The sequence below is a fragment of the Hydrogenophaga sp. ANAO-22 genome (genome assembly GCF_042466645.1).
Classification (GTDB): domain Bacteria; phylum Pseudomonadota; class Gammaproteobacteria; order Burkholderiales; family Burkholderiaceae_C; genus Hydrogenophaga.
In genome coordinates, this window is record NZ_CP159956.1 from 2,183,240 (window position 1) to 2,194,997 (window position 11,758).

Consider the following 11,758-nt stretch of genomic DNA (forward strand, 5'->3'; position numbering starts at 1 on the left):
GGCGCGGTGGTGCCTGCGCGATCGCGCGCGCTCAGGCACACTCCGGCGCTTTCCCATCCAAAGTCTTCATGTCGTCCTCTCAGCACCTCGCCGCCGGCAACCTGCGCAGCATCACTTTCATGCTCGTGGCCGTGGGCTTCTTCGCGTTCATGGACGCGGTGCTCAAGACCCTCTCCGCCACCTACCCGGTGCTGCAGATCGCCGCGCTGCGCGGCCTTACCGCCCTGCCGCTGGTGCTGCTTTACATCTCGTGGCGCGGTGGCTGGCACACCTTGCTCAAGGTCCGCTGGCCGCTGCACCTGCTGCGGGGCGTGCTGGGCATCACCATGCTGGCGCTGTTCACCCTGGGCGTGCGCGAGCTGCCGCTGTCGGCCGCGTACACGCTGTTCTTCATCTCGCCGCTGCTTATCACCGCGCTCTCGGTGCCCGTGCTCAAGGAGCGCGTGCCCAAGGCGCACTGGTGGGCGATTGCCATCGGTTTCGTGGGCGTGCTCATCGCGCTGCGCCCCAGCGGCGGCGACCTGCAGGCCGGCTTCGTCACCCTCGGCGGCCTCGCCACGCTGGGCGCGGCCCTGTGCTACGCGATCTCGGCCGTGGTCGGGCGCCTGGCCACCCGCACCGACAGCAGCGAGAGCATGGTGTTCTGGATGATGGTGTTCATGGCCCTCGGCGCGGGCGCGCTCTCCTGGGCCGAGTGGGTGCCGATCCGGCGCAGCGACGCGCTGTTGCTGGTGGCCCTGGCCGTCACCGGCTTCTGCGGCCAGCTCGCCATCACCGAGGCCTTCCGCCACGGCCAGGCCTCGGCCGTGGCCCCGTTCGAGTACAGCGCGCTGGCCTGGGGCCTGGGGCTGGACTGGTTGATCTGGCACACCCTGCCCAGCGCCCACACCTGGGTGGGCGCTGCCATCATCGTGGGCAGCGGGCTCTACCTCGTGCGGCGCGAGAAACGCATCACCGAGGTGCACGCGAGCGCGGACCATCCGTAGCCGCGCCGGGCAACCGGCATCGAAGACCGGTTTCGCCCCGAAGCCGCCTAGATGCCCAATGGCTCCAGCTGCGCCTGCACGAGCATCCTCTGCTCCGGGGGAAGTTGGCCGGCAACTTTCAGAACGGCCTCGCGCGCCAGCACCTTGGCTTCGCTGTCCAAGCCATACAGGCCATTGGCCGCCTCGATCAACACCCCTTCCCGGCCTTCAGTCATCGACTCAACCACCACCAGGAGCAAATTGAGCACCTGCAGCATCGATGAGCTGTCCGGCAGCACCAAGAGACGGCCAGCCAGGGCGACCAGTGGCTGCGCGCGCTGAGCATCGGGCAATGCCTTCGCCCCATCAAGAATGGCGTCGAACCCGTTCTTCCTGGCGTCTTCGGGAAGGTTTTCGCATTGGGTCGCCAACGCAACCAGCACCGCGCCTTGCTCGTCAGCGGGAATGACCTGGTTCATTTGCAGGATCCGATCGAACGACGCCATTCTTTCTTCATTGGGAATGCACGCCAGTTCTTTGGCCAAGGAGACCAGGCATGCGCTGCGCCGAGCCAGCGGCGCCTCATTCGCGATGTCCAACAGCGCGTGGAACCGGTTTGTCACCGACTCATCGGTGAGCGAGTTCAATGACCCGGCCAGTTCCCCGACAACGGGCCATCCCTCATCGAACGGCATGTCTTTGGCCAGATTCAGGATGGCATCGAATCGACCGTGCCGGTCGTCTTGCCACAACTCCCAGAAGCGCCCCCCGAGGGCCACCAGCGGCTTCGATCGGAAACCCTGCGGCATGGCCTCGACAAAGGACAGCATCTGGTCAAACACCTTCGTTCTGTCCTCGATGTCAAAGAGACGGATCAGCTTCTCCGACAAGGCTATCAAGGGGGTCCCCTGCATGTACCCATCGAGTTTCTTGATGCTTGCCAGGAACGCCTGAAACGCCGGCATGACGCCATCTTGTGACCGCGTCACCGAGAAGTGGCTTTTGATCGCCTGGGCCAGCAGCCGGTCTTCGGTGGCCTTCCTGAGTTTTCGGTTGACCGCACCTGCGGCCCGCACGTCCTCTTCGGCCAGATAGCCCGTGATGTGCTGAACCAAGTTGTGTGGCAACGTGTTCAGCGGCGAGGCGCACTGGCGGATGGTGTCTTTCAAGTCGGCGTGAATGTCCTTGGACCACGCGCCATTCGGGTCCGAGAGGCTCAGCTCATCGCGCAGAGCTTGCAGTTCGGCCCTCGCCTCACCGCGCCTTTCAGAGGTCAGGGCACTGAATCCGTGGTTCACGGCGTTCAACACCGATCGGCAATCCGCCAGCCCCTGGAAGGGGCCTTCGAGCGGGAAGAACGTGCCCAAGGCTTCCTGCATCAGGAGGGCCAGGTCTTCATAGGAGCGAAGGCGACCCTGAGATCCGACGATGCCGCCTTCAATCGACGCGGCACAGCGGCCGGTGTTCGACGCAATGGGGAAAGAATTCATGTTCAAACAGTCTTTGATACCCAGCACGGCGCTGGAAGACCTGAGTGACCCACCCTTTCCCCAAGTTCGCCGTGCGACCGACACGGCGGTGCCGCTCAGCGCTCAGGCCACATCACGCCCGTGTCGCTCAGGATCGCGTCCAGCGGCACATCGTGGATCTCGGGCTTGAGGTAGGGCAACCAGCTGAAGTCGTAGCCCAGGCCCACGGTGAACGGCTTGGGATTCAGGCTGGCGAGCGTGCGGTCGTAGAAACCGCCGCCATAGCCCAGGCGGAAACCGCCGGGCCCGTAGCCTACACAGGGCACGAAGATCAGCGTGGGCACGACGATCTCGGTGTCCTTCGGCTTGGGAATGCCGTAGGCGTCTTCTTCCATCGGGCAGCCCGGGTACCAGGTGTAGAAGGTCAGTGTCTTGTCCACCTTGTTCACCACCGGCAGGCCGATGCGCCGGTGCTGCTGCTGCCCTTGCGCGTCCTCTTCCAGGCCGGCCTCCTGCCAGCGGAACAGCGCGGGCAGCGGATCGAACTCGCCCTTGATCGGCCAATACGCGCCGATGACGGTGTCGGGCCGGTGGATCAGCCACACGCGCATGACCCGCTGCAGCAGGTCATTGCGCCAGGCGCGGTCGGCCAGGGACTGTCGTTTTTCAATCAGCGATTTGCGCCATTCGACCTTCAGCGCAGCCGCCGATCCGTCGCCCGGCGAAGCGTGGGGTTTGTGGGGACTCTGACCGTCTTTGTTGTCCATAATCGACACATGAATCTGGTTGATGAGAAACAGGGCAGCGCGCGGCGAATCGGTCGACGCCTGCAAGGGCTGGGACTGCGGCTCATTATGGCGGCGCTCGTGACACCGGGCCTTGCGCTGGCACAAGCCACCAGCAGCGGCGGCGGCGATGCCGCGCTGCTGGAGATGCGCTCGGCCTATTCGCGCGGCAACAGTTTCCAGCTCGCCAACCTGCTGCCCACCGTGCGCGGCCACGCGCTGGAGCCGCTGGCGAACTACTGGAGCATCCGCTCGCGGCTGGACATCGCCACGCCGGTGGACATCCGCGCCGCGCTCGACCGCATGGCGGGCACCTACTGGGAAGACCGCCTGCGCAACGACTGGCTGCTGCAGTTGGGCAAGGCGCGCGACTGGGCCAACTTCGACGCCGAGCTGCCACGCTTTCGCATGAACGACGACCGCCAGGTGCGCTGCTACGCACTCATGCGCGACGTGATGACCGGCCGCGCGACCGGCGAGGCCGTGGCGCCCATGGTGCAGGCCAACTGGCACGCGCAGCGCGAGGCCGAAGACGGTTGCGCGACCGCCGCCAAATTCCTGCTCGACGCCGGGCAGCTCAAACCCCAGGTGGTGTGGCAGCGCGCCCGGCTGGCCATGGACGCCAACCGCGCGCGCGTGGCCACCCAGGCCGTGGCCATGCTGGACCCGGACCTGAGCGCCACGGTGGACAGCATCGCAAGCGACCCCGCGAAATACCTGGATGAAAAACTCACCGCGATCCGGCCGCGCACCAAGGAACTGGTGACGCTGGCCATCATCCGCCTCGCCGCCAACGACCCCACCGCCGCCGCGCTGGAGATGGACCGCACGCGCTGGAAGGCCCAGCTCACCAAGGAAGAGCGCAGCTGGACCTGGGGCGTGATCGGCAAGCGCTCGGCGCAGAAGCTGCAGGCCGAGGCGCTGGGCTACTTCGCCAACGGCGAAGACCGCCACATGCACGACGAGCACCTGGCCTGGAAAGCGCGCGCGGGCATGCGCGCGGGCTCCTGGAGCGCCGTGCACGATGCCGTGGCCGCCATGAGCGAGGCCCAGCAGAGCGACCCGGCTTGGGTGTACTGGGAAGCGCGCGCGGTGCAGGCGCTCAAGCTGCCCGACCCGGTGGCCGCCTCGGCCAAGGCGCGCGAGCTGTTCGAGAGCATCGCCTCCACCCGCGACTTCTACGAACAGCTGGCGATGGAAGAACTCGGCCGGCCCATCACCGTGCCGGCCGCGCCCGCACCGCTCACCGCCGAGGAAGTCGCCGCCGCGCAGAACAACCCCGGCCTGCGCCGCGCGCTGATTGCCATCCGCCTGGGCCTGCGCAGCGAAGGCGTGCGCGAGTGGAACTACACCGTGGGCCTGCACACCCCCGGCGGCATGGGCGAGCGCGAGCTGCTGGCCGCCTCGGCCCTGGCCTGCCAGCACGAGCTGTGGGACCGCTGCATCAACACCAGCCTGCGCACGCCCGAATCGATGGACCACGCTCAGCGCTTCCCCACGCCGCACCGCGCCCAGGTGGTCAGCCGCGCCACCGAGATCGGCCTGGACCCGGCCTACGTGTACGGCCTGATCCGGCAGGAAAGCCGCTTCATCACCGACGCCCGCTCGGGCGTGGGCGCTTCCGGTCTCATGCAGGTGATGCCGGCCACCGCGCGCTGGACCGCCAACAAGATCGGCCTGACCAACTTCAAACCCGCCCAGATCACCGAGCGCGACACCAACATCCAGATCGGCACCGCCTACCTGAAGTTCGCGCTCGACGACTTCCAGGGCTCGCTGCCGCTGGCCGCCGCCGCGTACAACGCCGGGCCCGGCCGCTCGCGCCAGTGGCGCAACGGGCCGGTGCTGCCGGGCGAGGTCTGGACCGAGAACATCCCGTTCGAGGAAACGCGCGACTACGTCAAGCGCGTGCTGGCCAACACCACCAACTACGCCGCGCAAATCACCGGCCAGCCGCAGTCGCTGCGCGCGCGGCTGGGCACCGTGGGCCCGCGCCCGGTGAACGCCCCCACCGTCAACCCCGACCTGCCCTGACGCCCATGAAGAACGTCCTTGTCCTCGGTGGCACCGGCTTCATCGGCCGCCACGTCTGCGAAAAACTGCACCGCCAGGGCTGGCGCATCACCGTGCCCACCCGCCGCGCCCTGAACGCCGCGCACGTGCAGCACCTGCCTCGGGTGACGGTGCTCGAAGCCGACGTGCACGACCCAGGGCAACTGCTCAGCCTGCTGGACGGGCACGACGCGCTCGTCAACCTCGTGGCCATCCTGCACGGCAGCGAAGACGACTTCGAGCGCGTGCACGTGGAACTGCCGCTGTCGCTGGCCGAGGCCTGCGCGGCCGACGGCATCCGCCGCGTGGTGCACGTGAGCGCGCTGGGCGCGGGCCTGGACGGCCCGTCACGCTACCAGCGCAGCAAGGCGCGCGGCGAAGAGGTGCTGCGCGGCGCCGGCCTGGACCTCACCATCCTGCGACCCAGCGTGGTCTTTGGCGAGGGCGACCGCTTTCTCAACCTGTTCGCGCGCCTGCAGGCCGTGCTGCCCGTCGTGCCGCTGGCCGGCGCGAACGCGCGCTTTCAGCCCGTGTGGGTGGAAGACGTGGCCCAGGCGGTGGTGACCTGCCTGCGCGACCGCGACCTGCCCATGAGCAGCGCGGGCCAGACGTTCGAATGCGTCGGGCCCGAGGTGTTCACCCTGGCCGAGCTCGTGCGCATCGCCGGGCGCCATGGCAGCCGGCAGCGCCCCGTGCTGCCGCTGCCCGCAACACTGGCGCGGCTGCAGGCCATGGTGATGGAGGCCATGCCCGGCGACCCGGTGATGAGCCGCGACAACCTCGATTCGATGACGGTGGACAACGTGGCGTCGCGGCAATGGCCCGACCTTTCGGCACTGGGCATCCGGCCCGCCAGCGTGCACAGCGTGGCCCCGACCTACCTCGGCGACCGCGGCGGGCGCAGCCAGCTGTTGGATTACCGGCACGGCGCCGGCCGCTGAGCCGAAACTTCGGGCTTTTTTGGGGGCGGGGGTATTTTTTTGGCACACTCCGCGTGTGGCAGAAATGAATACCTTTAACCGACAGGAGCCCCAATGGCCGCACCCGTTCTCAAAAAGCCCAACCGCCGCCTCGCCCCCATCCCCACCCCCACCGAGGAAGACTCGACCTACCGCCCCGAGCATCAGCGCGATGTGGTCAACCGGCTCAAGCGCATCGAAGGCCAGGTGCGCGGCCTGATCGAGATGGTTGAGAATGGCCGGGGCTGTGAGGATGTGGCCCAGCAGATGTGTGCCGCGCGCAAGGCGATGGACAAAGCCTTCTACCGGATGATGGCCTGCTCGGTCATGGAAGCGGTGTCGGAATCGGACTCCGAAATCAACACCTTCCTGCAGGTGGAGCGCTCGACGCGCATTCTTGAAAAATACGCCTAAAGCATTCACCTCAGAACACCTTCCGTGAACCCGCTCGGGCCTCATGGGCCGCGAATCAATCGCCTGGCGTTTTGGCATCAATGCGTGGCCGGCGACCCTCTACCATGGGCGGTTCTTTCAGGAGATCCTTTCCATGGCACTGCAGCTCTACGTCGGCAACAAGAACTACTCGTCCTGGTCCATGCGCCCCTGGGTGCTGATGAAGCAGGCGGGCATCGCGTTCGAAGAGAAGATGATCCGGTTCGACTCGTTCGACGTGAATTCGGTCTTCAAGAAGGAGCTGCGCGCGGTCAGCCCCGTTGCCAAGGTGCCGGTGCTGGTGGACGACGGCTTTGCCATCTGGGACACGCTGGCGATCGCTGAGTACCTCGCCGAGCGTTTCCCCGAAAAGCAGCTCTGGCCGCAGGACGTGCGCGCCCGGGCACGGGCGCGCAGCGTCTGCGCCGAGATGCACAGCGGTTTTGGCGCGCTGCGCAACCACTGCCCCATGAACATCGAGGCCTCGCTGCCCGAGATCGGCCGCCTGATCTGGCGCGACAAGCCGGACGTGCGCGCCGACGTGGCCCGCCTGTGCGGCCTGTGGAGCGAGCTGCTGGCGGCCCAGCCGGCCGAGGCCCTGCTGTTTGGCGCGTTCAGCATCGCCGATGCCTACTTCGCACCGGTGTGCATGCGCATCGCCACCTACGAGCTGCCCGTGCCGGCCGACCTCGCCGCCTACGTGGCCCGCGTGCGCGCGCTGCCCGGGGTGAAGGCCTGGATGGACGAAGCGCTGGCCGAGCACGACTTCATCGATTTCGACGAGCCATACCGGCTGGGCCGCTGATCGGATGATGAACGCCGTCACCCTCGCCGCCCTGGAAGCCTTCCCGGGCCAGCTGGAGGCGCACTTTGCGGCGTTTCCCAGCGGGTTCACGCAATGGGCGCCGCCGTCCTGGGCCGGCGTGCCCAGCGAGCCGCTGACCGCGCTCGAGCAGGTCTGCCATGTGCGCGACATCGAAATCGATGGCTACCAGGTGCGCTTCCACCGCACGCTGAACGAATGCCATCCGACGCTGGTGTCCATCGACACCGACGCCCTGGTCATCGAACGCGGCTACGGCACGTCCGACGCGGCGCAGGCCCTGCTCGACTTCCGCGCCGCGCGAGCCCGCACGGTGGCCCTGCTGGCCGGGCTGGCGCCCGATCGGTTCGACCGCTCCGCGGTGTTCGAGGGCTATGGGCCCGTGACCCTGCGCGGCCTGGTGCACTACCTCTGCAGCCACGACCAGCAGCACCTGGCCGGCCTGCAGTGGCTGCTGGGCCAGATCGAGGCTTCGCGCGTGCCGGCGAACGGCTGAGCCGTTCACCGCGGTCCCGCCCCGCAAGCGCGACCGCTCAGAAGTGCACGACGGTGCGGATCGACTTGCCTTCGTGCATCAGGTCGAAGGCTTCGTTGATCTCGCTGAGCTGGCGGGTGTGGGTGACGAAGGGCGCCAGCTGCAGATGGCCTGCCATCGCGTCGCGCACCATGCCGGGCAGTTCGGTGCGGCCTTTGACGCCGCCAAAGGCCGTGCCCAGCCACTTGCGGCCGGTGACCAGCTGGAACGGACGTGTGGAAATTTCCTGGCCCGCACCGGCCACGCCGATGACCACGGACTGGCCCCAGCCGCGGTGCGCGCACTCCAAGGCCGCGCGCATCACGTGGACGTTGCCGATGCACTCGAAGGAATGGTCCACGCCCCAGCCGGTCATTTCCACGATGACCTGCTGGATGGGTTTGTCGAAGTCCTTGGGGTTGACGACATCCGTCGCGCCGAAGGTCCTGGCCAGGTCGAACTTCGAGGGGTTGGTGTCGACCGCGATGATGCGGCCGGCCTTGGCCAGCTTGGCGCCCTGGACCACGGCCAGACCGATGCCGCCCAGCCCGAACACGGCCACCGAGTCGCCTTCCTGCACCTTGGCCGTGTTCTTGACGGCCCCCAGGCCGGTGGTCACGCCACAGCCCAGCAGGCAGACCTGCTCGGGGTTGGCCTGCGCGTCGATCCTGGCCAGGGACACCTCGGCCACCACGGTGTACTCGCTGAAGGTGGAGCACCCCATGTAGTGGTGGATGGGCTGGCCGTTGTAGGAGAAGCGCGTCGTTCCATCGGGCATCACGCCCTTGCCCTGGGTGGCGCGCACGGCCACGCACAGGTTGGTCTTGCCGGATCGGCAGAACAGGCATTCACCGCATTCGGCCGTGTACAGCGGGATCACGTGGTCGCCCGGCTTGACGCTGGTGACGCCTTCGCCGACCTCGACCACGATGCCTGCGCCTTCATGGCCGAGCACCACGGGGAAGAGACCTTCCGGGTCGTCGCCGGACAGCGTGAAGGCGTCGGTGTGGCACACGCCCGTGTGGGTGATGCGGACCAGCACTTCGCCCTGGCGCGGCGGGGCCACGTCGATTTCAACGATCTGAAGCGGTTCTCCGGCCTTGAAGGCCACGGCAGCGCGCGATTTCATCTTTGGGGGGTCCTTATAGTTGGCTTCGTCTTTCGAAGAGGGCCCCGCACGATATCGGCGACGGCGCCTGAGCGCTACCCGTTGCCGGGCGCTTCGAGCCGGGTTGGCCGGCGCATCGGTCAAGTTGGCCGGATCGGAACGGGCCATTCGTGAAACGACAACACAGGCACAACGAAACCACTGGAACATGGAAGTCCCTATGCACTCTTCACCCGTCCGGGTCGACCTGGTCGTGTACCCGGGGTTCAAGGCGCTGGAGGCCATCGGCACCATGAGCGTGCTGGAGTACGCCAACATCCATCTGGCGCAAAGTGGCCGACCGCCCGGCTACAGCGTGAGGATCGCCTCCACCCGGGCCGGCACGATCGCCTCCGACCTGCAGATGTCGCTGGAAGCCACGAAGGCCGTGGACGCGACCGACCTCCCGGACATCGCGGTCATCGTGGGCGCGCGCGCCATCGAGCAGGCCCTGGCGTCGAACCAGCCTCTGGTGGCATGGGCCCGCGACAACGCCTCCCAGGTGAACCGCCTGGTGGGCCTGTGCTCGGGCAGCTTCTTCCTCGCGGAGGCCGGGCTGCTGGACGGCCTGCGCGCCACCACCCACTGGAGCGCGGCGGGCCTGCTGCAGCGAAAGTTCAGGGATGTGAAGGTGGAGCCCGACGCGATCTACATCCGCGCCGGTCATCTCTGGACGTCGGCGGGCGTGACCGCCTGCATCGATCTGGCGCTGGCCCTGGTGGAAGAGGATTTCGGCCGCTCCCTGGCTCTGGCGGTGGCCCGGGATCTGGTCGTCTACCTGCGGCGCCCAGGCGGGCAGTCCCAGTACAGCATGCACCTGGCCAGCCAGAACACCACGCACCCGGGCATCCGCGAGGTGCAGGACTGGATTCTCTCCAACGTCGCGTCGCCGATGCCGCAGAGCGATCTGGCCCGGCGGGCGGCCATGAGCGAGCGGAATTTTCGCCGTGTGTTCGTGAAGGAAGTGGGCGTCGCGCCGAACCAGTACATCGACGCGGCCAGGCTCGACAAGGCTTGCGTGCTCCTGCAGGACGGGGATCTGCCCTTGAAGTCGATCGCCGGGCGCGTCGGTTATGCCTCCGAGCAGTCGCTGCGCAAGCTGTTCCTGAAGCAACTGGGCGTCACGGCCGAGGAGTACCGGGTGCGCTTCAGCAGCGCGCGCCGGCATTCGGATTGAGCACCCAGGCGCGGCCGGCCAGCCCCTGCGCCTAAACTTGCCTCCATGAAAACCTATCTCGTGGGCGGTGCGGTGCGCGACGCGCTGATGGCGCGCGCTTCGGACGCCCCCGCCGCCGTCTCGCACGCGGACCGCGACTGGGTGGTGGTGGGCGCCACGCCCGAAGCCATGGCGGCCGAGGGCTTTCTGCCGGTGGGCCGCGACTTTCCGGTCTTTCTTCACCCGAAGACCAAAGAGGAATACGCGCTGGCGCGCACCGAACGCAAGACCGCGCCGGGCTACCACGGCTTCGCTTTCCACACCGAGGCCGGCGTCACGCTGGAAGACGACCTCGCGCGGCGCGACCTCACCATCAACGCCATGGCGGTGGCCGCCGAGCACGCCGACGACCCGGCGCGCGCGCCCTTGATCGACCCGCACCAAGGCCAGCGCGACCTGCGCGAGCGCGTGCTGCGCCACGTGACCGGGGCCTTCGCGGAAGACCCGGTGCGCATCCTTCGGCTGGCCCGCTTCGCCGCGCGCTTTCCCGATTTTTCGGTGGCACCCGAGACCCTGGCGCTGATGCGCGAGATGGTGGCGAACGGCGAAGTCGACCACCTGGTGGCCGAGCGCGTGTGGCAGGAGCTGGCGCGTGGCCTCATGGAGCAGCGCCCCAGCCGCATGCTGGAGGTGCTGCGCGACTGCGGTGCCCTGCAGCGGCTGTTGCCCGAGGTGGACCGGCTCTGGGGCGTGCCGCAGCGCGCCGAATACCACCCCGAGGTGGACACCGGCGTGCACCTGATGATGGTGCTGGACATGAGCGCGCGCCTGGCCGCGCCGCTGACGGTGCGCTTCGCCTGCCTGTGCCACGACCTGGGCAAGGGCACGACGCCGGCCGACGTGCTGCCGCGCCACATCGGCCATGAAGAGCGCAGCGCGCGCCTGCTCAAGGGCGTGTGCGAGCGGCTGCGCGTGCCCACCGATTGCCGCGAACTCGCCGACGTGGTGGCGCGCGAGCACGGCAACATCCACCGCAGCGGCGATTTCAGCGCGGGCGCGGTGGAGCGCCTGCTGGAGCGCTGCGACGCGCTGCGCAAGCCGGCGCGTTTCCATGAAGTGCTGCTGGCCTGCGAATGCGACGCGCGCGGCCGCCTCGGCCTGGAAGAAGAGCCCTACCCGCCGCGCGAGCGGCTGGCGCTGGCGCTGTCGGCCTCGCGCTCGGTGGACACGGCCGTGGTCGCGGCCCGGGCCCAGGCCGATGGGCTGAGCGGCCAGCGCGTGGGCGAGCGCATCCACCGCGCGCGCGTCACCGCCGTTTCGCAGGCCCTGGGGGCTTCGGCGCCCGAAGCGACGGGCGATTGAGCCCATCCGCGCGCCGTCAACCGGCGCCGGAGTCTCTCACCCGCGAGGTGGGTTAAACGATTTTTCACGCCATGAGACCGCTCACCCTGTTACG

Annotated in this window: 11 protein-coding genes; 8 read left to right on the forward strand and 3 right to left on the reverse strand. The window is 68.0% G+C overall.

What is annotated here, in order from left to right; genetic code table 11:
- Nucleotides 1–68: 68 nt before the first annotated feature.
- Nucleotides 69–986, forward strand: a complete 918-nt coding sequence (locus ABSY19_RS10405) for a DMT family transporter (protein ID WP_382162256.1) — start codon at nt 69–71, stop codon at nt 984–986.
- A gap of 47 nt (nt 987–1,033) precedes the next feature.
- Here ABSY19_RS10405 and ABSY19_RS10410 read toward each other — a convergent pair whose 3' ends face one another.
- The gene (locus ABSY19_RS10410) at nt 1,034–2,455 is read right to left on the reverse strand and encodes an F-box protein (RefSeq protein WP_382162258.1); all 1,422 of its coding nucleotides are present in this window, start codon (nt 2,453–2,455) and stop codon (nt 1,034–1,036) included.
- 95 nt (nt 2,456–2,550) lie between these two features.
- Nucleotides 2,551–3,201 carry a 5-formyltetrahydrofolate cyclo-ligase gene (locus tag ABSY19_RS10415; protein ID WP_382162261.1) on the reverse strand — a complete coding sequence of 217 codons (651 nt, stop codon included), beginning with the start codon at nt 3,199–3,201 and terminating at the stop codon, nt 2,551–2,553.
- A gap of 87 nt (nt 3,202–3,288) precedes the next feature.
- On the opposite strand from ABSY19_RS10415, the gene ABSY19_RS10420 reads away from it, so the two are divergent.
- The 5 genes from ABSY19_RS10420 (at nt 3,289) to ABSY19_RS10440 (ending at nt 7,981) form a co-directional block, all read left to right on the forward strand.
- A complete protein-coding gene (locus ABSY19_RS10420) occupies nt 3,289–5,253 on the forward strand; it encodes a transglycosylase SLT domain-containing protein (protein ID WP_382163762.1) in 1,965 nt (654 codons plus the stop codon).
- 5 nt (nt 5,254–5,258) lie between these two features.
- Entirely contained in the window at nt 5,259–6,212 is a 954-nt protein-coding gene (locus ABSY19_RS10425) for a complex I NDUFA9 subunit family protein (protein ID WP_382162264.1), read from the forward strand.
- A 93-nt stretch (nt 6,213–6,305) separates the two neighbouring features.
- A complete protein-coding gene (locus ABSY19_RS10430; protein WP_382162267.1) occupies nt 6,306–6,644 on the forward strand; it encodes a metal-sensitive transcriptional regulator in 339 nt (112 codons plus the stop codon).
- Between the two features lie 133 nt (nt 6,645–6,777).
- Complete coding sequence (locus tag ABSY19_RS10435; protein ID WP_382162270.1) at nt 6,778–7,467, forward strand: glutathione S-transferase family protein; 690 nt, start codon at nt 6,778–6,780, stop codon at nt 7,465–7,467.
- Between the two features lie 7 nt (nt 7,468–7,474).
- On the forward strand, nt 7,475–7,981 hold the full coding sequence (locus ABSY19_RS10440) for a DinB family protein (protein WP_382162273.1): 507 nt from the start codon (nt 7,475–7,477) through the stop codon (nt 7,979–7,981).
- 37 nt (nt 7,982–8,018) lie between these two features.
- Here the strand turns inward: ABSY19_RS10440 and ABSY19_RS10445 are convergent, their stop codons facing one another.
- Complete coding sequence (locus ABSY19_RS10445; protein WP_382162276.1) at nt 8,019–9,128, reverse strand: S-(hydroxymethyl)glutathione dehydrogenase/class III alcohol dehydrogenase; 1,110 nt, start codon at nt 9,126–9,128, stop codon at nt 8,019–8,021.
- A 199-nt stretch (nt 9,129–9,327) separates the two neighbouring features.
- Between ABSY19_RS10445 and ABSY19_RS10450 the strand changes: the two genes are divergently transcribed.
- Together ABSY19_RS10450 and ABSY19_RS10455 are read left to right on the forward strand one after the other, a co-directional pair.
- Nucleotides 9,328–10,323 carry a GlxA family transcriptional regulator gene (locus ABSY19_RS10450; protein WP_382162278.1) on the forward strand — a complete coding sequence of 332 codons (996 nt, stop codon included), beginning with the start codon at nt 9,328–9,330 and terminating at the stop codon, nt 10,321–10,323.
- A 45-nt stretch (nt 10,324–10,368) separates the two neighbouring features.
- Nucleotides 10,369–11,664: a multifunctional CCA addition/repair protein gene (locus tag ABSY19_RS10455; RefSeq protein ID WP_382162281.1), complete on the forward strand. Its 1,296-nt coding sequence runs from the start codon at nt 10,369–10,371 to the stop codon at nt 11,662–11,664.
- Nucleotides 11,665–11,758 lie beyond the last annotated feature (94 nt).

Bases quoted from the DNA above. Each gene is read 5' to 3' on its own strand.
- ABSY19_RS10420 (WP_382163762.1), top strand. From the start codon at position 3,289: ATGGCGGCGCTCGTGACACCGGGCCTTGCGCTGGCACAAGCCACCAGC.
- ABSY19_RS10435 (WP_382162270.1), top strand. From the start codon at position 6,778: ATGGCACTGCAGCTCTACGTCGGCAACAAGAACTACTCGTCCTGGTCC.
- ABSY19_RS10415 (WP_382162261.1), bottom strand. From the start codon at position 3,201: ATGGACAACAAAGACGGTCAGAGTCCCCACAAACCCCACGCTTCGCCG.
- ABSY19_RS10425 (WP_382162264.1), top strand. From the start codon at position 5,259: ATGAAGAACGTCCTTGTCCTCGGTGGCACCGGCTTCATCGGCCGCCAC.
- ABSY19_RS10455 (WP_382162281.1), top strand. From the start codon at position 10,369: ATGAAAACCTATCTCGTGGGCGGTGCGGTGCGCGACGCGCTGATGGCG.
- ABSY19_RS10405 (WP_382162256.1), top strand. From the start codon at position 69: ATGTCGTCCTCTCAGCACCTCGCCGCCGGCAACCTGCGCAGCATCACT.
- ABSY19_RS10410 (WP_382162258.1), bottom strand. From the start codon at position 2,455: ATGAATTCTTTCCCCATTGCGTCGAACACCGGCCGCTGTGCCGCGTCG.
- ABSY19_RS10450 (WP_382162278.1), top strand. From the start codon at position 9,328: ATGCACTCTTCACCCGTCCGGGTCGACCTGGTCGTGTACCCGGGGTTC.
- ABSY19_RS10440 (WP_382162273.1), top strand. From the start codon at position 7,475: ATGAACGCCGTCACCCTCGCCGCCCTGGAAGCCTTCCCGGGCCAGCTG.
- ABSY19_RS10445 (WP_382162276.1), bottom strand. From the start codon at position 9,128: ATGAAATCGCGCGCTGCCGTGGCCTTCAAGGCCGGAGAACCGCTTCAG.
- ABSY19_RS10430 (WP_382162267.1), top strand. From the start codon at position 6,306: ATGGCCGCACCCGTTCTCAAAAAGCCCAACCGCCGCCTCGCCCCCATC.